This window comes from Ruminococcus sp. (assembly GCF_017549005.1).
In the GTDB taxonomy this organism is placed as follows: Bacteria; Bacillota; Clostridia; order Oscillospirales; family Ruminococcaceae; genus Ruminococcus.
The window spans coordinates 54,064-75,493 of sequence record NZ_JAFYYT010000028.1 but is presented as its reverse complement, the minus strand read 5'-3'; the positions used below and the strand labels follow the sequence as shown (position 1 = coordinate 75,493).

The window sequence follows — 21,430 nt, the reverse complement described above, 5'->3', positions numbered from 1 at the left end:
TACTATTAACGGCTGAAATAGTCAAGCATATATCCACGGGCGTCCGGAAAGCGCCCATACAGATACCGGTTCTGAACTAAGCCGTTGATTTATTTCAGATTCTGTGTTATAATAGTAAAAAGTATAATCAGCCTGCGGTTAGGGGGGGATCGCTTTGGAGTTCATACTCGTTATCGCTGTTGTCGTCGTACTTTGCCTTGTTCTCGGCATTGACGCGATATACCTGCTCTTTGTGGGAGCTGTCCTGGTAGGGGCTATATATGTGCTGTCGCTGCTTCTGCTGATATTTTTCTTTGTCCGTATGCTGTTTGCGAAGAAAAAGACGGCTTATTTCTCACGTATCGACAAAAGTCCGCGCAGCCGATTCAAGGTCGCCTACTACATTATAGACGGCAGCGAGTACCCGAACGTTTTCCCCGAGGAGGGCTTTTTCCGAAGCAAGCTCTACAGGAGCGACAAAAGCTGCACTGTCCTGCTTGCAGGGAACAAAAAATTCGTATTCGATAAATTCTCCTGCGCCACCTGCACTATCGGGTTTATACTCGGTATCGCAACGGCTGCGGCAGCAGTTATCATCCTCTCAAATCTATAAAGGAGATCAGTATGGAAGAACACATATGCGGTACTCACGGAGTACACAAGGATATCGTTGAAAAGGTCTCAAAGGTCATGCCCGACGAAAAGTACCTGTATGACGCTGCGGAGCTTCTCAAGGTCTTCGGCGACGCCACAAGGGTAAGGATAATTTTCGTGCTCTGTCAGAGCGAGATGTGCGTCTGTGACATCGCAAGACTTCTTGAAATGACCCAGTCGGCTATCTCTCACCAGCTGAGAGTGCTGAAACAGGCTCGCCTCGTAAGCTCGCGCCGCGACGGCAAGACCATATTCTACTCCATCTGCGACGACCACGTAAAAACTATCTTCTACCACGCAATGGAACACGTTATGGAGTGATCTATGCGGTATTTCGACTTTCACACCCATGCCTTCACTGATGAGCTCGCTCAGCGCGCACTTTCGGGACTTGCCAAGACAAGCGGCATATCGCCCGCAACAGACGGTACCGTAGACGGGCTCCGCAGAAAGCTTGCCGAAAACGGCATAGAACGTGCAATGCTGCTTCCTGTGGCAACAAAGCCCTCACAGCAGGCAACTATCAACAAATGGGCTGCGTCCGTTAAGGGCGGCGGTCTTTATTGCTGCGGAACTGTCCACCCCGACGCCGAGGACGCCCTTGACGAGGTTGAAAGGATAAAAAGCCTCGGTCTGTGCGGAGTAAAGTTCCACTCGGAATATCAGAAATTCTGTCCCGACGAGGAGAGAATGTTCCCCATATACGAAAAAATAGCAGAACTCGGGCTCCTTGCGGTCTTTCACGGCGGCTGGGACCCGTACTCGGAGGATATTATAAGAGCCACTCCGCAGAGCTTTGCGGCCGTGGCTGAGAACTTCCCGAAACTGAAAATAATAGCCGCACATCTCGGCGGCATGAAGCTTTGGAACGATATTGAAAAATACACCGCAGGCAGATATGATAACCTGTGGTTCGATGTGAGCGTTATCGCCCGATATATAGAGGACGAGCAGCTCTTCCGCATAATCCGTATGCAGGGTGCAGACAAAGTCCTCTTCGGCAGCGACTGCCCCTGGGACGATCCGGCAAACGAGATAGCCATGATAGAAAGGCTCCCCCTCACGGACTCCGAAAAAGAGCTTATTTTCCATAAAAATGCGGAAGAGCTTATGTACCCCTACATAAGCTCTCCCTGAGATCCCCCTATAGTGTTGTAAAGGAACGCCCAATACATCCCTTCAGAGACCCGAAATCCCATTGTCTCTGCTTTTTTCAAGAAAACCACCGCATTCTGCCTGAGTGATCGTTTACCCCCGATCACCCCTATATCATGGCGTAATGTGAATTTATATGCTTTATATGAATCGTTTACCCCTGTGCAGACCGTCTTCCCCAAGACATCTGCACTTTTTATTTTGCGAAGCTTTCTTTCAAGCAGCTTCGGATCCCTATTTTTCCTGGTCAGATGAGTGTCCTCATTTCCCGTTCCCCAACGGAGAATGAGAACTTTATTCCGCTCCGAGAGCGTGTTGACCCCCGAAAGTCAATTTTCAGTTCAGTCTGCAGCATTTGGTGCTGCGTCATCTATATTAACGTCTATGAGAAGTCCGCCGTTGCTGTTGCCTGTAACTTTAGGCATTACACCGTTCCACTTCTGTATCTGCTCATAGGCGATAACCTTATTGGAGAGCGACTCCTCAAGGAGCCTGTTGGCGTCAGCCTGAGCCTGTGCCTGAGCGAGTATGGCCTCAGCCTCCGCATTGGCGGCGATGACCTTCTTCTCAGCCTCGGTCTTTGCAACTACCTTTGCCTGTTCCTGCTCTGTCTTGGTCTTGAGAAGATTCTGCTCAGCTACCTGCTTAGCTTCGATAGCCTCGTTGAACTCCTTTGAGAAATCAAAGTTCACGATGTTGAACTTTTCTATATAGATACCATATCCATTAAGCTTTTCATCGAGAGCCGACTTTACCTCGTTGCTGACAGATTCACGCTCTGTGATGAGCTGTTCTGCGTTGTACTTGGCTGTTGCGGACTTCATACACTCCTGTACCACAGGCATCATGAGAATGGTCTCATACTCCATACCTGTATCCTTGTACATCTTCGGGGTCATATCCGAAACAAGTCTGTAGTTTACGGCAATAGTGCTCTTTACGGTCTGAAGGTCTCTTGATACCGCCGAAGCGTCTGTCTGATATACCTGTATCTTGTTTGACATCTTCTCTACTGTCTGAATGAAGGGAGCCTTCAAATGAAAGCCCTCAGGAAGCGGATTGCTTGCAACCTCGCCCAGCGTGAGCGTTACTCCCGTATGTCCTGCAGGAACTATCGTAAAGGAATTGGCAGCCACAAAAATCGCTGCAAGTCCTGCGATGATCCACTTCACACCCTTGAAGCCTGACTTCCTCGGTGCTGTATTTCCATTTACTTCTCTTACATTTACTGCCATAATTATTCTCCTTTTACTGGCAAAGATAGATCTTTCCCTCACCCGTCACCGAAATGACATTCCTTTTTATCATGCGGACTGTCAGTGACGGGAATGCGTAAGGCTCTGTGAGGCCGATCTCATCAAGTCTTTTTGCAGTATCAGCTGAAAAAGCGTTTGCGCTCATGAGCAAGCTGATTATTTTTATTTTTCTCATATAGAAAACAGATGGAAGAAATGCCATATTGACCCTCCTCTACTATATCTTATACATCATGTCCTGTTAATGTAATATCTTCCGTCATCAGTGACTGATATTACGTGACGCCGTATCATCCGGGCGGTCACCAACGGGAATGAGTACGGATTGAACAGTCCTATTTCATCAAGCCTTTTGGCGCTGCTTTCTGAATAAGCGTTTGCTTTCATAAGCGCCCTGATCACTCTTTTTTTCTTTATAAGTCCAACTGGCGGAGCAAATACAAATGCCATAATGGTTCACCTCTTAATTGTACGTTATAAGCTTTAAGCCTTGTTGAGATAATATTTTCCGTCCTCTGTTGCTGATATCACGTTGTCGTACAGAAGTTCAAATGTTGCTTCGGGATTAAAGATACCCATTTCGTCAAGAGTCTTTGCACTGTCTGCCGAAAACGCCTTTGATACTTCAAAAAGCTTGATTATCTTCTTTTTGTTCATTAATAATGCAGTTACAACATTCATATTCAATACCTCCCGTATACCATATATACTGTAATGTTTACCCCTAAACTTACATTTCGTCGAGAATTACCTCAAGTCCCTTTTCCATTTCAGTCCTGAGACAGCCGCTGCGATAACCCATTACCATGACGAACATTGCTTTTTTGAGCTTTTCGTCATCGGCGATAGCCTTTGTGTTATCTGCGACCTCCTGAGCTACAAGAGCCTTGATATGCTCTGTATCGAAAGCACCCTCGTCCTCGGCTGTGAAGATTATCCTGCAAAGGATATCATAAAGGAGTATATCATCTATGATATCGTCAGAGGTATCTTCAACGTCACCGTTGATGTAGCGCATAAGATTTGCGATATCCTCAAGCTTCATAGCCTTGCGGAGCATATTTATCAGGAGTATGCGAAGTATCTGCTTTTCGGAATACTTCTTGCCCTTGGTAGCAGATACCCACCCTCGTTTGATCCAGTTCTGTATGGTCGTTCCCTCAAGGCCTGTCAGCTTTGAGAGCTGTGAGAGCGTAAGTCCGCCCGTAGCCTCAAGCACCGGAGAAATAAGGGAAAATGCTGATTCTCTTGCCTGATCTGTAAACTTCATTGTTGTGCCCGGTATCAATCTACTCATCGTCTTTAACTCCTCTCTGATGATGATATGATTATAACATAAGTTCATATGAACCGCAAATCTTGTTTAAGGTCAATTTCGAGTTTTTTTAAAGATTTTTTTGCATTTATCACACTATTTCACAACTTTTCAGCTTTTTTCTCGCTTTTTCATATTGGTCTGACCAATTATATATACTATATTATAAGGGAGCAATCCTTGCCTGTTGCTTTTTTTAACCGTATATGTTATAATAGTGTAAATCATACTTTAGAGGAGTAACTATTATGCTTAAAGATAGAATACTGACTTTTGAAGATTTGATAAAAGAATTACTTAGTGTCTATAACGAGGATGGAGAAATCGTTGATGACGGATGGACTGTGTATTATAAAGACGTTAAGAAAATAAAGAAAACAACTGAATGCTGTATATCTGACAGTATTATAGTCACAGATGACGACGAAGAAGTTTATCCTTCTTTTGCAGTTCAAAATGATATGGATTCCTATGTCACAGATGAAATAATTGTTGATGTAATCACAGAATACCTTATGGAAAAAAGCAATCCGACTGTTAAACAACTGATCGATGCAATCAATTATTATTTGGAAAATGATTGCTTTATTTATGTTGAGGCTGATGATAACGCCTATAAGAAACCGCAGATTGTCATTGAAAAAGAAATAACCGACAAACGTGTACTGATGAAAATCAGAAAAGCATTCTCTTTGGAAATTTCTTTAGGTGAATTTGTTGAGCAAACCAGAAATATACCATACGTCATAGATGTGAAATTGACTCTTCCGGAAGCGAAAAGGATAGTCAAGAACAACGAATTAAAGAATTATGTGACTGTTAAATTCTGATTTATGAAAGGAGTTAATATGAAATATACTCAGGGTCAATTCATGATCACAGAAAAAACTGCAATCGCCCGTGAAATATACAGCTTCACGATCGCCTGTCCCGAAGTGGCGGCAGCAGCCTGCCCGGGACAGTTCGTACATATAAGAGCAAAGGGCTTCACCCTCCGCAGACCTATCTCTATCTGCGGTATCGACAAGGAAAAAGGAACTCTCCGCATAGTTTTCGAGATACGCGGCGAGGGAACTTCTGAAATCGCCAGGCTCAACAAGGGCGAGCTCATAGATATGCTTGCTCCCCTCGGTCACGGATTTACTGTTGATACTTCATATAATAAAGTAGTCCTTATCGGCGGCGGCATAGGAACTCCTCCGATGCTCCCCCTTGCGAAGCTCTACGGCAGCAAGGCAGTCGCTGTAAGCGGCTTCAGGAACGCTTCCGCAGTAATACTGCAGGACGATTTCCGCAGCACGGGCGCTGAGACCATACTCTGCACCGACGACGGCTCGGCAGGCATTCACGGATTTGTGACCCAACCTCTCGCGGAGCTGGCTGAAAAAGGCGGTATCGACGCTGTTTATGCCTGCGGACCTATGCCAATGCTGAAAAATGTTGCAAAAATATGTAAGGAAAAGGATATTTTCTGCGAGATATCCCTGGAAGAGCGCATGGCCTGCGGTATCGGAGCCTGTCTCGGCTGTGCCTGCCGCACAGTCCGCAATGACGAGGAATACTTCGCACACGTCTGCAAGGACGGTCCTGTTTTCAATGCTGAGGAGGTGCTCTGGTAATGGCTGATCTTTCTGTAAAAGTCTGCGGCGTAGACTTCAAGAACCCTATAATACCTGCTTCGGGAGTTTTCGGCTACGGAAGAGAATATGAGGAGCTCTTCCCCCTCGACAGACTGGGCGGTATCGCCACAAAGGGCACGACCTTACATCTCCGCACGGGCAATCTCGCCCCGAGAATTGCAGAAACTCCCTCGGGTATGCTCAATTCCGTAGGACTCCAGAATCCAGGCATCGACCATTTCATCGGTACTGAGCTCCCATATCTGCTTACAAAGGACCTTGTGGTGCTTGCAAACATTGCAGGCTCGACTCCCGACGAATGTGCGGAAGTCGCCGCAAAGCTGGAAGATACAGACGTACATATGATAGAGCTCAACATCTCCTGCCCCAACGTAAAACAGGGCGGAGCGGCTTTCGGTACGAGCTGCGAAATGGCTGCCGAGGTCACAAAGAGAGTACGCGCAGTCACAAAGAAACCTCTTGTTGTCAAGCTTTCGCCCAATGTCACAAGCATTGCGGACATAGCAAAGTCCGTGGAAGCCGCAGGAGCTGACGCAGTTTCACTTATAAATACACTCCTCGGCATGAGGATAGATATAAATACTGGCAGACCGATACTCCGCAACAACGTGGGCGGAATGAGCGGTCCTGCAGTATTCCCTATCGCTGTACGCATGGTATGGCAGGTTGCGAATGCGGTAAATATCCCTGTTATCGGCATGGGCGGAGTGTCCTCGGGACGCGACGCTATCGAACTCATGATGGCAGGAGCCTCCGCAGTACAGGTGGGCGCGGCTATATTCACAGACCCATATGCTCCTGTAAGGATAATTGAGGAAATGAACGAATGGCTTGACGGCAAGGGCATTGCTTCAGTCAAGGATATAATCGGCACGGTCAAGCCGTGGTAAATAGTGATTAGCATATCACTACATTATCAACCAATCACTATGCACTAAAAACTAACAACTTAGCTCATATTTATGCTCCGCAGAATATGGTATTAGGGGAACGATAAAATGATCATAATGTCAGTTGACTTCGGCGACGCGAGAACGGGTATCGCAATATGCGGTAAAAGCGAGATGATAGCTTCTCCCGTTACCGTCATAGCCGAAAAGGACTTCACCAAATGTATAGAAAAAACCGCCGCTCTCGCAAAAGAGCAGCGCGCGGAGCAGATAGTAGTCGGATATCCCATGAATATGAACGGAACAGTCGGCGAAAGAGCCGAAAAATGCAGGCTCTTCGCCGAGGAGCTTGAAAAGCTCACAGACTGTCCTGTCAAGCTCTGGGACGAGCGCTGCACCACCGTTTCAGCACATAACGCGCTGAACGTCACCAACACACGCGGCAAAAAGCGCAAGGCAGTCGTTGACGCCGTTGCAGCCGTCCTCATTCTCGAAAGCTATCTTGGTTTCAGACGCAACTCAGGCGAACCTACATAAGCACCGATTTTATATCGTCAAGCAGATTTCCTGCAGCTTTGAGAGTTTTCCCTGCGTCACGCTTTATACTCATTTTCTTCATGGGACGGGCATTGGAAAAAGCATAGCAGGCAATACCGACTATGGCTCCCGCAGCCGCACCCTTTGCAAGCGATTTCATATTCATATCCAAAACTCCGTACATATTATTATCCGCAGTGCGGACGGTATTATTATCTGAAAAATACGCATAACTATTCTGATACAACGAAAGGAATAAGTAATGAAAAAACTGCTTATTTTATCATTTTTAATTGCGGGGACGCTGTCTGTATTCAGCTGCTCTGACAACAACACCTCCTTTGAGAAGCTGCCTGTTCCTACCGAAGCGACAACTACCGCTGAACCCACCACAAAGGAGAAAAAGGTCTACGATTACGTTCACGGCAAGGAAGGGTACTATAATATCGCTGATGAAATGACAGAGTTTGAAATGAAGTCTCAGGAGTACGGTACCTGCTGGCTCCATGCAGCGGCTGCAAGTATGGAGACCGCATATTTCAAGAAAAACGGAAGCTATATCTCAATAGATCCCATGAAGCTTCTTGACAGCACCTACTTAGCTGAAAAAGACGAGGGCTTTTTCGTAAAAGACGGCATAGACGCAAAATTTTTTGGCGGATCACAGCCGATAGTAACATTCAGACTGTCAGGCGGTTTTGGTGCCCTTGTTCTTGACAGCTCTGTCTTTCTTGATAAAAACGACAAAGAAGCCATAAAGGAAAATATCCGCAAAAGAGGCGGAGTCGCTATCGGTATTCTTGACAGTGATGACAGCAAAAAGGGCTGGTTCGGTACCTACCGCACCATAAATTATACAAAAGATGACAATTTCGACCACGATGTGACCATTATAGGCTACGATGACCATTTCCCGAAGGAATACTTCAAGGAGCCTGCCTCAGAGGACGGCGCATGGATAACCTATAACAGCTCTTTTGGCTCAGCGGGATATTATTATATATCCTACAGTGCTCCTCTCGAATACGCCATAAGCCACTCCGTTACCGATAAATACGGAGAGGTGCTCAGCTATGACGCAGGCACAGAGGAGGACAGATATGTCAGGACAGGAGACAGCACAAAAACTGCCAATATTTTTCACAAGGCAGGAAAGCTTGCTGCTGTGGGTACATATAATAACTTCGACCTGCAGGATATAAAGATAGAGATATATAATGAGGACTTTTCGGAGCTTCTCTGTTCTCAGGACGCAAAGCTCGGCTATCACGGTTATCATACCATAGACCTTGATACTCCCATAGATGTTACCGACTATGCCATAATTATCAGCTATACCAAGGGAGCGCCTGTTGAGGGAGAAGATGCCGACTATGACGATCTGGAATATAAAACTGTATCCGAAAAAGGTAAGTCTTTCGTTTATATTGATGATAAATGGAAGGATATGACCGACAGCGATATAAAAGATGTTTTGAAGATAGACTTTGAGCCGAATAATTGCTGTATAAAGGCGATTTACGCCAAATAACAATATTATAAAAACAGAAGGATAATTATGCAAAATCTCAATATCGTCCTTGTAGAACCGCAGATACCGCAAAATACGGGTAATATCTCCCGAACCTGCGCCGTTACGGGAGCAAGGCTACACCTCGTCCGTCCGCTGGGATTCGAGGTCAGCGACAAGCAGCTCAAACGCGCAGGCCTTGACTACTGGGACAAGCTGGACATTACATATTATGACAGCCTCGGCGACTTTTTCGCAAAGAATGAGGGCGGAAACTTCTTCTACTTCACGACAAAGGGACTCCACGTCCACAGTGAAGCAGAATACCCCGATAATTCCTACCTCATCTTCGGAAGAGAGGACAAGGGACTTCCCGAAGCCCTCCTACACGATAATCCCGACAGCTGTCTGAGGATACCCATGCGGAACGAGCTCCGCAGCCTAAACCTCTCGAATTCCGTTGCCATAGCGGTATATGAGGTCCTGAGACAATGGGACTATCCCGACCTCTCCCGTGAGGGAAAACTTACACAATATACTTGGTAAAGGAGATATTATTATGTCAAAGATCGTAATTCTTACCGATTCATGCTGCGACCTGCCAAAAGAGACTGTTGAGGAGCTTGGAATAAAGGTACTTCCGTTTACACTGACAGTAGGCGGAAAGAGTTTCCGCGAAATGTATGACAAGTCCACACAGGAATTCTATGAGCTTCTCGCGGAAACAGACGAGATACCGAAGCATTCGCAGATATCTCCCGTGACCTTCGAGGAAGCCTACAAGGAACTCTTCGGGCAGGGTTATACCGATATCATAAGCGTATCCATAAACTCACAGGGCTCGGGTACATACAACAACTCCATAATTGGAAAGAACGACTTTTTCGACAATAACCCCGAGGCAAAGGACAAGCTCCGGATTTTCAACCTCGATTCAAAGTGCTACACCCTTTTCTACGGCTATCCCGTTATGGAAGCTGCAAAAAAGATACGCCGCGGCGCTGACGCCGAGGAAATAGTGGCTTATCTCGAGGACTGGTTCAATGTCTGCGCTATATATGCAGTTCCGTTCTCACTGAAATACGCCAAGAAATCGGGCCGTATCTCCGCCGCAAAGGCTTTTGCGGGAGAGCTCCTGGGACTCAAGCCCGTTATCCTCTTCGCAGACGGTACTACCGAAACTGTTGACAAGATAAGAGGCGAGAAAAACATAGTTCCTAAGCTCGCAGAGATCGCCGAAAAGAATATGACTCCTCAGACTCCGTACATACTCCTTCACGGCAGGGACGATACTGTTGCAAAGGAAGTCGAAAAGGAGCTCGTAAGAAAGACGGGCCGCAAGGCAGAGATGATGGGCTGCATCGGCGCTGTAGTCACATCAAATATCGGTCCCGACCTCGTCGCTATCCTTATAAGACGAAAGAGCAAGTGACCTTTCCGTAAAGGGCAGCCCTTTAAGCTGCCCGTTTTTATACATCTCACAAACGCCTGTTTTCAGCCATGTAAAACTGCTTTTACATGGAATGTCAACGCCTTTTTACAGCTTTTTTTCCGCAGATGTAAAAGAGCATTGGTAGTAATCTCCGCCGACTGGTGCTATACTTGTGTCAGTCAGGAGAAAAGAACTCCAAAGGAGGAAAAACATGGAGATCGGAAATCAGATCAAGAAGTTCCGCGGAAAGCTGAACTGGTCACAGGAGACTCTTGCTGAAAAAGCCTATGTCAGCAGACAGACTGTCTCAAACTGGGAAAACGGCAAGAGCTACCCCGACATACACAGCCTTCTGCTTCTCGGAAAGCTTTTCAATATTTCTCTTGACGAATTAGTTAAAGGAGATGTTGAATCTATGAAAAATGAAATCGAAAAAAGTGACGTTAAGAAGTTCAATGCTATGGCATGGCTCCTCACTGCCGAGTATATCATCGCTGCAGTCTCTATCCTGCCGCTGATAAAGTACCTCGGCTGGATCGGCGGAATTATATGGGGAATACTCTTTTCAGTATCCATGTTCACCGCCATAAAAGTGGAAAAAATGAAAAAAGCCAACGATATCCAGACCTACAGGGAAATAAAGGCTTTCATGGAAGGCAAGTCCCTTGACGAGATCTCGGAGGAACGCATGAAATCTCTCAACAAGCCCATTGTAAAGGTGATCTTCGGTATGGCTTTCGCCTCCGTCATCGTGGGAATATGTGCATTCGTTTTTTTCTGACAACAGCAAAGGGAACGCCTGAGCGTTCCCTTTTTTGCGTAATACAGCTGTTACTGCATCTTATATGAGTCGATCATCTTCTTGACCATGCTGCCGCCGATAGAGCCGGCCTCACGTGAAGTAAGGTCACCGTTGTAGCCCTGCTTGAGGTTGATACCGAGCTCATTTGCAGACTCCATCTTGAATCTTTCGAGAGCCTCTCTGCCCTTCTGTGTCATTTCGCCTTTATTGTTATTGCTGTTATTGCTCATTGCAATTTCTCCTTAATTGTTTTTTGATGCCGTGTTACTATTATGACGCGCAAAACGTCTTTAAAACATGGAAATTAATGTTCAAGAAAGAAAAAACGGACTTATTTCAAGTCCGTTTTGCTGTCGTATGTATCGAGGAACCTGTGAACTCCCTCGTTGTCCTTATATGCTATGACCGTATTTGTATTTACGTTTTCCACGCTGCGGAAGATATTCTTCTCCACCTGCGGATTGACCTTTTTCAGTTCAGCAATGAGGTTCTTTATCTCCATTCTTTTCGATACCGTCCGGCTGTCGGGAGCGCAGGTAGTGCAGGTATCCGTGAACTTGCAGGCACACTGTATGAAATGCAGACCGTTATAGTCCCGCCAGTGCTTTATATCGGCTTCACGGACGAGATAAAGGGGACGAATGAGCTCCATGCCCTCAAAGTTGGTGCTGTGTAGCTTCGGCATCATAGTCTGAACCTGACCGCCGTAGAGCATACCCATGAGGATAGTCTCGATAACGTCGTCGAAATGATGTCCGAGAGCAATTTTGTTGCAGCCCAGCGCCTTCGCGTGGCTGTAAAGATAGCCTCTTCTCATGCGGGCGCATATATAACAGGGATTTTTCTCAATATTATAGACCGAATCAAATATATCCGACTCGAAAATATGCACGGGTATGGACATTGAACGGGTATTTTCCTCGATAACGCGGCGGTTCTCGGGACTGTAACCCGGATCCATAACAAGGAATTCCACCTCAAAGGGAAACTTGTCATGCCTTTTAAGCTCCTGAAAGAGCTTCGCCATGAGCATGGAGTCCTTTCCGCCCGAAATACAGACGGCTATCCTATCATTGGGCTTTACCAGTTCGTACTCGTTTATAGCCTTTGTGAATTTGCACCATATGGATTTCTTGAACTTCTTCCGCAGGCTCAGCTCCACATCGGCAGTCACCTGACGGTCAGCCATTTTTATTCTCAGCCAGTCCACATAACCGCCGACCAGGTCATATGCGTCAAAGCCCCTGTCGCAGAGCTCCTCTGCGGTCTGGCCGCTGATAATGCCGCTCCTGCAGCAGATTATGAGCTTTTTGTCTTTAGGAAGCTCCGCCTCGCAGAGCTTATCCTGCGCTATATTCACCGCACCGTCGATATGACCGTACTCAAAAGCCGAGCTGTCGCGTATATCTATCAATAAATACTCAGAGCTGTCAAGCCTTTCAAGCTCCTCGGCAGTAATGCCTCTGCTCATCAAAACACTCCCTGTTCTTCGTTATGCTGCTTTTTTTCGATAGGCAGCTCCACCGTGAACACAGTTCCCTTTCCCTCTTCGCTGTCTACGCGGACAGTTCCGTTATGATAAAGAACGCCGTGCTTTACAATTGAAAGTCCCAGACCTGTGCCTTTTATCCTGCTCGAGCGGCTCTTGTCAACGCGGTAGAAGCGCTCGAAAACACGTCCCAGATACTGCTTAGGTATTCCCATGCCGGTATCGCTGACAGTGATTATCACCCTCTGAGGGATATGTGATATCTTCACGCTGAGACTTCCGCCGCTGACATTGTATTTTATACCGTTGTCGCAGAGATTGTACAATACCTCGCTTAGAATGGTGCGGCTGCCCGTTATAGACACCTTTTCTCCCGAAAGCGACGTAACGACGCCTTTTTCCTCAGCATTCAGCTTTAATCTGTCAAGTACCTCCTCCGCAAGAGCGAACAGCTCGATATTTTCGTTCTCATGAGGAGCAGCGTCCTCGTCCAGCTTTGAAAGCGAAACTATATCGTTGATAAGGTTTATGAGCCTTTCGGCTTCGCTGCGGATATTCCCGCCGAACTCCGCCACATCGCCGCTCTGCACCATGCCGTTTGCGAGCATATCGGCGATACCGTAGATAGTGGTAAGGGGAGTTTTCAGCTCGTGGGAAACATTCGACGTAAACTCGCGGCGCATTGTTTCAAGCTCCTGCTTTTCCGTAACGTCCATGATAAAGACTACGATTCCGCATACCATGTCTATGCTGTTTGCAGGGCTTGCGATGACCTCCCTCTGACCGTCGCCAGTCCGCAGTATGCACTCCGAGCGCCTGCCGCCAAGAGCATTGAGGAGACAGCGTCTGAAAACATCGGAATTGTTCAGGGCATATACGCTCTGTCCCTGAGTAAACGAGCCTGCCCCGAGAAGTCTGAGCGCACTGGAATTGCAGGTGAGGACAATGAGCTTCGGGTCGGCGATTATGAGACCCTCCTCCATGCTTTCCGTCATAAGGCTGAACTGCTCGCGGCTGCTCTGAAGCTCGTCCATCTGCCTGCTTACCTTGGCATTCTGCGAATTCAGCTTTTCAAGAAGGGGCGCAAGTTCCTTGTAGTTCTTCTTTATTTTCGGGTGGGAAAGGTCGATATTATTTATAGGTCTTACGATATTTCTCGACACCATTGAAGCCGCAAGCACCGAAAAGAGCACAACTGCGATAAGTATGGCAAGCATCGGGCTCAAAGCTTTCATAAGCTCCGCAGTGAGTGAGCTGTGAACTCCGGAAACTCTTATAACAGAGCCGTCTTTCAGCCTTACAGCGTGATTTACCGTCTTCTGCATTATGGTGCTGGAATATCTTGAGGAACTGCCCTCGCCGCTATCGAAAGCCTGAGATATCTCCTCACGGTCTGAGTGGTTTTCGAGAGAATCAGGGTCCTCATCGGTGTCATATATGACATTTCCGCCGGAAGCTATCCATGTTACGCGGATATTTCCGCCGAAATCGGTCTTGTCGAGGTAGTTTCCGCCGCTCTGCTCCACAGCGGAAGCAATAAGCCTTGCGTCGGTCCTGACCTCTGCTGACGCTATCTCTGCGGACCTGCTGTAGAGCAAAGCCGTAACGAGAAATATCGCTGCAAGCAGGGTCATGATACATATTGTTATTATACTGAGGAATATTTTCTTAGTCACCTGCTTCGTCACCTGCCTTATAGCCTACTCCGCGGATAGTCCGGATTATATCTCCGCAGCTGCCCAGCTTCTGCCTGAGAGTTCTTATATGAACGTCAACAGTGCGGCTCTCGCCTGAAAAATCGTAGCCCCATATCTCCTTCAGAAGGCTGTCGCGGGAATATACCTCTCCCCTGTTCCTGACCAGGAACAGCAGCATATCGTATTCCTTGAGGGTGAGAGTGATCTTTTCCCCGTCCGCAAAGACCTCATGCTTTGAGGGAAATATGCAGAGCCCGCCGATCTCCAGTCTTTCACTTCCGCCGGGAGTATCTGATGTACGGCGCAGGAGCGCCTTTATTCGCGATATCAGTTCAAGCATTCCGAAGGGTTTTGCGATATAGTCGTCTGCTCCGCTGTCAAGCCCCTCGACCTTGTCAAGCTCCGAACCCTTTGCGGTAAGCATTATCACAGGAAGCTTTCTCGTTTCGGGAGCGCTACGGAGCTTTTTCAGCACTGTGAGACCGTCCTCCTCGGGGAGCATACGGTCGAGAAGGAGCAAGTCGGGAAGCTGCTTTGACATTGCCTCCCTGAGTGCGGACGGAGTATCAAAGCCCTCGGCTTCCATACCCGAGGTTTTTAGTCCGTATAGTACAAAATTTCTTATCCCGTCTTCATCTTCAAGCATATATATCATTTACCGCACCTCCTGTAAAACAAAATTCAGCTATGCTAAATTTTGAAGTTGAGAATTGAGAGTTGAAAGTTATGGTATCGCCTGCGGCGACATCATTTAAATAATGTGAGCGAAGCGAACTCATTAACTCTCAACTCTTAACTCTCAACTCTAAACTAATCATAATTTTGCAAAGTAAAATTATGATTTATATAATATTATACGCCGAAAACTGCAAAATTTCAAGTCCCTGTTAAAAACAGCCGAAAATACGGCAGGATACATAACAAATTTTTTGTGTATTTTTTAAAAAATAGTTGAATTTCTGAGCTGTTTGTGTTATACTGTAATGTGCAGGCTTTTGCATAATTTTAAAATTCCGCCATATTCCGACTTGAAAATATAATGTATACGGCGGAGGATCGGAGTAAAAAATGCTTTTTTCAAATATGCTCACAGCTATCGCCAAGATCTCGGACGTTGAGGATCCCTCTATCTTCCCATTCCCGTCATGGATGCTCATCGGAGTCGTAATAGCTTCCGTTATCTTTTTCGGCTACAGATTTGCTGTACAGAAAAAGCCATTTCAGCTTATATTCGCTATAGCAGCTCCTATAGCGCTGCTTCTGCTTATCTCAAAGAACAAGACAGTTTTCTACGCAGTAGGGATAATAGAGTTCATCCTTATCCTTGCCGCTTTCATATCCTCGGTCATATGCAAGCCGAAGAAAGCCGAAGAAGCTGCAGCTTCCGACAAGGACAGCAAAAAAGAGGAGAACTGAGCTATGAAGATAGCCGTCCTGGACTGGTATACAGTCAATATCAGCGGAGATATCCCCACAACTCAGCTTGAAGAGCTGGGCGAAATCAAGATAATCCCGCTCACAAAGCCCGAAGAGACCGCCGCAAATATAGGCGACGCGGACATCGTGCTCTGCAACAAGGTGCTTATCACAAAGGAAATAATGGACACCTGCCCGAATATCAAATATGTAGGACTTTTCGCAACAGGCTACAACAACGTTGATATCGCCTATGCCGCCGAAAAAGGCATAGTGGTCTGCAATGCGGGACAGTACTCCACAAATTCGGTAGCTCAGCAGGTATTCGCATACATACTCGACCGTTTCAGCCGCATCAGGGACTACGATATTGCCGTAAAGAACGGCGAATGGGAGCGTTCTCCCGCATTTTCGTACTTCCCTGTCCCGACTTCCGAGCTTTCGGGGAAAACTCTGTCAATAGTGGGATTCGGCTCTATCGGACGAAAGGTAGCAGAGATAGGCTCTGCATTCGGCATGAATATTGTCGTAAGCACAAGAACACAGCCAAAGGACTGCCCATATGAGGTCACAGACCTTTACACAGCCGTCGGAAAAGCCGACGTGCTCACATTCCACTGTCCGCTCACAGACAAAACGGCAGGAATGGTAAACAGCGAGCTCCTTTCCCGTATGAAGCCCTCTGCAATGCTGATAAACACATCACGCGGAGGAGTTGTCAGTGAAGCCGACCTTGCACAGGCTCTGAACAGCGGAAAGATCGCAGCCGCATACCTCGACGTACTGGAAAAGGAGCCTATGTCTCCCGACACGCCCCTCAAGGGTGCAAAGAACTGCATCATCACGCCCCATACTGCATGGGCGCCCCTTGAAACGAGACAGCGGCTTGTGGACATCGTCTGTGCGAACATCAGGGCATGGCAGAAAGGCAGTCCGCAGAATAAAGTCAACTGAAGGAAGATACACTTATGAGAAATATATCCGAAAAGAAGCGTATCGTCATAAAACTCGGAACCTCCACCCTTGCCCACAAAACGGGCAAGCTCAATATACGCCGCATGACGAACCTTGTCCGCGTCATTTCCGACCTTCACAACTCGGGACGTGAGATCATCATGGTCTCCTCGGGAGCTGTGGGTCTCGGCGCAGGAAAGCTGGGTCTCCCGGAAAAGCCCAGGGACACCAAGACCAAGCAGGCTGTTGCCGCTATAGGTCAGTGCGAGCTCATGCACGTATACGACGATATGTTCGCAAAATACAGCGTTACGGTGGCGCAGATACTGCTCACCAAAACGATCATAAACAACCCCAATCACTGCGAAAACTTCATGAATACCGTGGAGAAGCTGGTGAATATGGACGTTATCCCCATAGTTAACGAGAACGACACTATCGCTATCGACGAGCTGGAGCTCGAGATCGGCGAGAACGACTCTCTCTCCGCCCTTGTTGCGGAGCTTTCAAGAGCCGATCTCCTGCTTATACTCTCGGACATCGACGCTCTCTATGACGGCGACCCCCGTGAAAATCCCGACGCCAAGCCTATCCCCCTCGTTGAGAAGATAACTCCCGAGATAGAGGCTATGGCAGGCGGCGCAGGCTCGCCTCTGGGCACAGGCGGTATGTCCACGAAGATAAATGCCGCAAAAATAGCCACAAATGCAGGCATAGACATGATAATCATGAACGGAAGAGACCCCGAAAAGCTCTACGACCTCTTTGAGGACAAGGAGATAGGAACTCTCTTCAAGGCACAGTAAATCCGAAAAAACAGAGCTATTATTCAGATAAAACAACAAGAGGTGTTAATATGAGCTATACAGAGGAACTGGGAAAAAGAGCCAAGGCTGCGGAGTCAGCAGCGGCAGTCGCTTCAACTTCGCAGAAGGACAGGGCACTCGCTGAGATATCAAAGGCTCTCCTTGAAAACAAAGAGCTTATAATCGCAGAAAACGCAAAGGATATCGCCGCTGCAAAGGCTAACGGCATGACCGAAGCCAAGCAGGACAGGCTCAGGCTTGACGAAAAGCGTATAGAGGGCATTGCAAAGGGAGTTGACGAGCTCATTGCTCTGAAAGACCCGATCGGACAGGTGATCGACGGCTGCACACGCCCCAACGGCTTACAGATAATCAAAACAAGAGTACCTCTCGGCGTTATCGGCATAATCTACGAGTCACGCCCCAATGTTACCGTTGACGCAGCTGCACTCTGTCTCAAGGCAGGAAACGTGGTCATCCTCAAGGGCGGCAAGGAGGCTATAAATTCCAATATCTGCCTCGGAAAGATAATGCGCGGCGCAGTTGAAAAGGCTGGTCTCCCTGCTGATATCATTCAGGTCGTGGACAACACCGACCGTGAGACCACAAACGAACTCATGCGCCTCAACGGCTATGTTGACGTTATTATTCCAAGAGGCAGCGCAAATCTCATTCAGGCTGTTGTAAAGACAGCTACTGTACCTGTTATCGAAACAGGCGCAGGCAACTGTCACGTATACGTTGACGCTTCCGCAGACCTCGGTATGGCTGTGAAGATAACCGACAACGCCAAGACTCAGCGTCCTTCCGTATGCAACGCCATCGAGAGTCTTCTTGTACACAAGGATATCGCGGACAAGTTCCTGCCCATGATAGCAGAGCGCTTCAAGTCACACAATGTAAAGCTCTACGGCTGCGACAGGACAATAACTATCCTCGGAAGCTCCGTGGAAAAGGCTACTGAGACAGAGTATGCAACAGAATTCAATGATTTTGTCATCGCAATAAAGGTAGTCGATGATATAGACGAGGCTATCGCCCATATAAGAAAGTACAGCACAAAGCATTCCGAGTGCATCGTTACAAGCTCACTTGAAAACGCACAGAAATTCCAGAAGCAGATAGACGCAGCAGCAGTCTATGTAAACGCTTCCACCCGCTTCACAGACGGCGGAGAATTCGGCTTCGGCGCAGAAATAGGCATTTCCACACAGAAGCTCCACGCAAGAGGTCCTATGGGACTTACCGAACTCACAACAGTTAAATACCTGATAAACGGAAATGGTCAGGTAAGATAACTGCCTTAGTTATATATCCAGTTTTTATTTGTTTTTGGAGGTCGAAATGGCTATTAGAAAAGATCTTGACGATATGCTCAACAGCCTTATGGACGGCGGCGGCAGCGGAGGAAGCACTCCCACAAGGAGCCATAATACTCCCCGTGCCGCAAGAAAGAGCAAATTCGACGATATGTCTGTCGATGATCTGCTCCACGCACTGGAGGAAGAAAAGCAGCACACAGACGATGAAGCTGTCGTTCCGGACGACGAGCCGCCTGCTGTATGGGAGTTCGCTCCCCCGTCCGGAGATGTCCCCCCAGTCCGCGAGGAAGAGGAGGAAGTCCCGAATATCATCAGCGAGGTAATGCACACGGAAGCGTCTGCGGAGGTAACAAGGGTATTCGATTCCATACCTGCCGCCGAGGAGCTCCCGAAGCCCGTCAAGAAAAAGAAAATAGTTATAACAGGCGAACTGCCTGATTACGAGGCTCTCCGCCGCGAGGAAATGGAGCGCGAAAAACAGGCTCAGAGAGCAGCCGAGGCTGCTGCCGAAGAAGCTCACGCCGCCGAGAGAGCGCGCAGAGCCGCTGAGGCTGCTGCCGAAAGAGCACGCCTTGAGGAAGAAGCCAGACAGCGCAGACTCGCAAAAGAAGAAGCCGAAAGGCAGCAGCTCGAACAGGAAGAAGCAGAGAGACAGCGCCGCATAGCCCAGATAGAAGCTGAAAAACAGCGCAGGGCCGAAGAAGCCGCCGAACAGGCACGTCTTGCGGAGGAGGCTGAAAGAGCCCGTCTTGCTGAAGAAGCCGAAAGAGCCCGTCTTGCGGAAGAGGCAGAACAGGCACGTCTCGCCGAAGAAGCTGAACAGGCGCGCCTTGCAATGGAAGCCGAGCAGCAGCGCAGGATAGAGGAAATGAAGCGCCTGGCAGAGGAAGCCGTTTCCGAAACCGCAGGAACTAACGATAACAGTATTTCCGACGAGGTCGATTCCGCAATAGAAGCTCTCGGAGAAGCAGCAGAGGCTGCTCCCGTTGTTGAAACAGCTCCGGAAGAAGCCGAAAAACCGAAAAAAATGGGCTTTTTCAAGAAGCTCATCAACAAAGCCAAGGAAGAACCCGAGATCGCCGCGGAAAAAGTTCCCGAGGACGGTCTCTTTGAACAGGATAACAGCGCAGTTTCGGCTACAGACCTTATCGACGCCGCAATTGCTGCAATAAACCACCCCGAGAATGAAGCTCCCGTTCCCGAGAGCGATCCCGTAGGCAATATGCTCGACAATATCCGTGAGGGAGCTGCCGAAGCTATTGCCGATATGGGAAATCCCGAGCCGAAGCCCTTCATACTCACCGACGAGGATATAATCGCAGGTCTCTCCCCCGAACTCAAGATACGCTTTGACGCTCTGGACCCCGACAAGCAGAGACAGGTCATCGACATGAGAAGGTCGCAGATGGGCGCTATTGCTCCGCCTGCCGCAGAAGAAGCTCCCGAGGAGGCAGCGATACCCGAGGAAGAGTTTATTCCCGAGCCTGCCATTGAGGAGCTGAGCGAAGCTCTTGCAGAGACAGAGTCGGTGGAGGAGATAATTGCCGAACAACAGGAAGAAGCCCCAATAGCGGAAGCCCCTGCCGTAGCGGCCGAAAAGCCGCAGGAAAAGACTGAGTCCGACTTTGAGAACATTCTCAGTGAAAATCCTGCCGAACTCGCTGCACAGCGCAGTGAGCACACAGAAAAAAGCCCCGCAGGTGCCTTTGCAGTCCCCGACGGCAGAAAGCGCCTTTATACCGTTCTCGGCGTAGTCCTCACAGCCTTTGCCGTTATCGGTATCATATCAACTATCATATGGGCTATAGGCTGTTTCCGCAGCTTTACCTCGGGCGAGGTGAAGAAGGACAGCTTCACGCAGATGATATATCCTGCCGCTATCATGGATATAGAGCCGTTCAGTGAGCCTTCACAGCTCACCTCCGAGCAGATAATCACTGCTACAATATGGTCCATAATCATGGACAAGGACAAAGTCTCCAATTACGAGCTAACTCTCGATACCATAACTATTCCCGATGTGGATGTTGAAAAGTACGCAGTAGAGCTCTTCGGTGAAAATCTCCCCGAGTTCAACCATACCACCGTAGGTCCTGTAGAATCCCGATTCTACTATGCTGACGGAGCTTACAACGTCAAGGTAAAGACAATTACACACACATACGCTCCCGAGATAAAGTCCATAGTCAAGAGCGGCAAGGAGTATACTCTCACCGTTGACTATATCGCGGAACTGCCGCAGTGGATGGAAAAGAACGTGGCAAAACAGGCTGAGTACAAGCTCACCGAAAAGGAAGACGGAACTTTCCGCTTCAATTCAATGAAGATACTCTCCGTCAACAACGGAAATCTGTGATAAACGAAACAAAAATATATGTGTATTTATCGGGGGAACCCTTTCTGAGGAAAGGGTTCCCCCTAACTCTTTTCAGGGGGGAATACCGGAAAAGTTGTCATACCTTTTCTGTTCCTTTCTCTTAAATTATTACAATTAAGAAAAATTCGCACTGAAAATATTACAAAAAAAATACAAATTCACGGTAATCGGGAATATGCCGCCCCAAACAGTTGACATT

Annotated in this window: 26 protein-coding genes; 16 read left to right on the top strand and 10 right to left on the bottom strand. The window is 47.8% G+C overall.

Features of this window, described 5'->3' with window-relative positions; genetic code table 11:
- The first annotated feature begins 154 nt into the window (after positions 1-154).
- Genes IKW96_RS07275 through IKW96_RS07265 form a run of 3 tightly spaced genes read left to right on the top strand, consistent with a single transcriptional unit; the run spans position 155 to position 1,770 of the window.
- On the top strand, positions 155-592 hold the full coding sequence (locus IKW96_RS07275; protein WP_296572469.1) for a hypothetical protein: 438 nt from the start codon (positions 155-157) through the stop codon (positions 590-592).
- A gap of 11 nt (positions 593-603) precedes the next feature.
- Positions 604-954, top strand: a complete 351-nt coding sequence (locus IKW96_RS07270; RefSeq protein ID WP_296572466.1) for a helix-turn-helix transcriptional regulator — start codon at positions 604-606, stop codon at positions 952-954.
- 3 nt (positions 955-957) lie between these two features.
- Positions 958-1,770: an amidohydrolase family protein gene (locus tag IKW96_RS07265; protein WP_296572461.1), complete on the top strand. Its 813-nt coding sequence runs from the start codon at positions 958-960 to the stop codon at positions 1,768-1,770.
- A gap of 359 nt (positions 1,771-2,129) precedes the next feature.
- Here IKW96_RS07265 and IKW96_RS07260 read toward each other — a convergent pair whose 3' ends face one another.
- The 5 genes from IKW96_RS07260 to IKW96_RS07240 are packed head-to-tail and all read right to left on the bottom strand — an operon-like array spanning position 2,130 to position 4,341.
- Positions 2,130-3,023, bottom strand: coding sequence for a prohibitin family protein (locus tag IKW96_RS07260; protein ID WP_296572458.1), 894 nt, complete (start codon positions 3,021-3,023; stop codon positions 2,130-2,132).
- Between the two features lie 13 nt (positions 3,024-3,036).
- Complete coding sequence (locus IKW96_RS07255; protein WP_296572455.1) at positions 3,037-3,246, bottom strand: hypothetical protein; 210 nt, start codon at positions 3,244-3,246, stop codon at positions 3,037-3,039.
- Positions 3,247-3,275: 29 nt separating this feature from the next.
- Positions 3,276-3,494 (bottom strand): hypothetical protein, encoded by a 219-nt coding sequence (locus IKW96_RS07250; RefSeq protein WP_296572452.1) that lies wholly within the window; start codon positions 3,492-3,494, stop codon positions 3,276-3,278.
- 33 nt (positions 3,495-3,527) lie between these two features.
- On the bottom strand, positions 3,528-3,725 hold the full coding sequence (locus IKW96_RS07245; protein WP_296572447.1) for a hypothetical protein: 198 nt from the start codon (positions 3,723-3,725) through the stop codon (positions 3,528-3,530).
- Between the two features lie 49 nt (positions 3,726-3,774).
- Positions 3,775-4,341: a DUF1836 domain-containing protein gene (locus tag IKW96_RS07240; protein WP_296572445.1), complete on the bottom strand. Its 567-nt coding sequence runs from the start codon at positions 4,339-4,341 to the stop codon at positions 3,775-3,777.
- Between the two features lie 266 nt (positions 4,342-4,607).
- Between IKW96_RS07240 and IKW96_RS07235 the strand changes: the two genes are divergently transcribed.
- From IKW96_RS07235 to ruvX, 4 genes are all read left to right on the top strand, one after another.
- Entirely contained in the window at positions 4,608-5,189 is a 582-nt protein-coding gene (locus IKW96_RS07235; RefSeq protein ID WP_296572441.1) for a hypothetical protein, read from the top strand.
- An 18-nt stretch (positions 5,190-5,207) separates the two neighbouring features.
- Positions 5,208-5,978, top strand: a complete 771-nt coding sequence (locus tag IKW96_RS07230; protein ID WP_296572439.1) for a dihydroorotate dehydrogenase electron transfer subunit — start codon at positions 5,208-5,210, stop codon at positions 5,976-5,978.
- Positions 5,978-6,889 (top strand): dihydroorotate dehydrogenase, encoded by a 912-nt coding sequence (locus tag IKW96_RS07225; protein ID WP_296572436.1) that lies wholly within the window; start codon positions 5,978-5,980, stop codon positions 6,887-6,889. The genes IKW96_RS07230 and IKW96_RS07225 overlap by 1 nt, the downstream gene beginning before the upstream one ends.
- Before the next feature lie 108 nt (positions 6,890-6,997).
- The gene (gene ruvX / locus IKW96_RS07220) at positions 6,998-7,426 is read left to right on the top strand and encodes a Holliday junction resolvase RuvX (RefSeq protein WP_296572432.1); all 429 of its coding nucleotides are present in this window, start codon (positions 6,998-7,000) and stop codon (positions 7,424-7,426) included.
- On the opposite strand, the gene IKW96_RS07215 is transcribed toward ruvX, so the two are convergent.
- Positions 7,419-7,592: a hypothetical protein gene (locus tag IKW96_RS07215; protein ID WP_296572429.1), complete on the bottom strand. Its 174-nt coding sequence runs from the start codon at positions 7,590-7,592 to the stop codon at positions 7,419-7,421. The genes ruvX and IKW96_RS07215 overlap by 8 nt on opposite strands.
- 96 nt (positions 7,593-7,688) lie before the next feature.
- Here IKW96_RS07215 and IKW96_RS07210 point away from each other — a divergent pair, with 96 nt between their 5' ends.
- The 4 genes from IKW96_RS07210 (at position 7,689) to IKW96_RS07195 (ending at position 11,149) form a co-directional block, all read left to right on the top strand.
- Entirely contained in the window at positions 7,689-8,957 is a 1,269-nt protein-coding gene (locus IKW96_RS07210; protein ID WP_296572427.1) for a lectin like domain-containing protein, read from the top strand.
- Between the two features lie 27 nt (positions 8,958-8,984).
- Positions 8,985-9,482: a tRNA (uridine(34)/cytosine(34)/5-carboxymethylaminomethyluridine(34)-2'-O)-methyltransferase TrmL gene (gene trmL / locus IKW96_RS07205; protein WP_296572424.1), complete on the top strand. Its 498-nt coding sequence runs from the start codon at positions 8,985-8,987 to the stop codon at positions 9,480-9,482.
- 13 nt (positions 9,483-9,495) lie between these two features.
- Positions 9,496-10,368: a DegV family protein gene (locus IKW96_RS07200; protein ID WP_296572421.1), complete on the top strand. Its 873-nt coding sequence runs from the start codon at positions 9,496-9,498 to the stop codon at positions 10,366-10,368.
- Between the two features lie 211 nt (positions 10,369-10,579).
- Positions 10,580-11,149 (top strand): helix-turn-helix transcriptional regulator, encoded by a 570-nt coding sequence (locus tag IKW96_RS07195; protein ID WP_296572418.1) that lies wholly within the window; start codon positions 10,580-10,582, stop codon positions 11,147-11,149.
- 50 nt (positions 11,150-11,199) lie between these two features.
- Here the strand turns inward: IKW96_RS07195 and IKW96_RS07190 are convergent, their stop codons facing one another.
- The 4 genes from IKW96_RS07190 to IKW96_RS07175 all read right to left on the bottom strand — a co-directional run bounded on the left by IKW96_RS07190 (position 11,200) and on the right by IKW96_RS07175 (position 15,011).
- Positions 11,200-11,400: an alpha/beta-type small acid-soluble spore protein gene (locus tag IKW96_RS07190; protein WP_296572416.1), complete on the bottom strand. Its 201-nt coding sequence runs from the start codon at positions 11,398-11,400 to the stop codon at positions 11,200-11,202.
- A 101-nt stretch (positions 11,401-11,501) separates the two neighbouring features.
- The gene (locus IKW96_RS07185) at positions 11,502-12,641 is read right to left on the bottom strand and encodes an ATP-binding protein (protein WP_296572413.1); all 1,140 of its coding nucleotides are present in this window, start codon (positions 12,639-12,641) and stop codon (positions 11,502-11,504) included.
- Positions 12,641-14,335 carry an ATP-binding protein gene (locus IKW96_RS07180; protein WP_296572410.1) on the bottom strand — a complete coding sequence of 565 codons (1,695 nt, stop codon included), beginning with the start codon at positions 14,333-14,335 and terminating at the stop codon, positions 12,641-12,643. The genes IKW96_RS07185 and IKW96_RS07180 overlap by 1 nt, the downstream gene beginning before the upstream one ends.
- Positions 14,328-15,011 (bottom strand): response regulator transcription factor, encoded by a 684-nt coding sequence (locus IKW96_RS07175; RefSeq protein ID WP_296572407.1) that lies wholly within the window; start codon positions 15,009-15,011, stop codon positions 14,328-14,330. Before IKW96_RS07175 ends, IKW96_RS07180 begins: the two co-directional genes overlap by 8 nt.
- Positions 15,012-15,424: 413 nt before the next feature.
- Between IKW96_RS07175 and IKW96_RS07170 the strand changes: the two genes are divergently transcribed.
- The 5 genes from IKW96_RS07170 to IKW96_RS07150 are packed head-to-tail and all read left to right on the top strand — an operon-like array spanning position 15,425 to position 21,210.
- Complete coding sequence (locus tag IKW96_RS07170) at positions 15,425-15,772, top strand: hypothetical protein (protein ID WP_296572404.1); 348 nt, start codon at positions 15,425-15,427, stop codon at positions 15,770-15,772.
- A gap of 3 nt (positions 15,773-15,775) precedes the next feature.
- The gene (locus IKW96_RS07165; protein WP_296572402.1) at positions 15,776-16,726 is read left to right on the top strand and encodes a D-2-hydroxyacid dehydrogenase; all 951 of its coding nucleotides are present in this window, start codon (positions 15,776-15,778) and stop codon (positions 16,724-16,726) included.
- Between the two features lie 14 nt (positions 16,727-16,740).
- Positions 16,741-17,532 carry a glutamate 5-kinase gene (gene proB, locus IKW96_RS07160; protein ID WP_296572399.1) on the top strand — a complete coding sequence of 264 codons (792 nt, stop codon included), beginning with the start codon at positions 16,741-16,743 and terminating at the stop codon, positions 17,530-17,532.
- A 50-nt stretch (positions 17,533-17,582) separates the two neighbouring features.
- A complete protein-coding gene (locus IKW96_RS07155) occupies positions 17,583-18,830 on the top strand; it encodes a glutamate-5-semialdehyde dehydrogenase (protein WP_296572396.1) in 1,248 nt (415 codons plus the stop codon).
- 46 nt (positions 18,831-18,876) lie between these two features.
- Entirely contained in the window at positions 18,877-21,210 is a 2,334-nt protein-coding gene (locus tag IKW96_RS07150; protein WP_296572392.1) for a hypothetical protein, read from the top strand.
- The last annotated feature ends 220 nt before the right edge of the window (positions 21,211-21,430 follow it).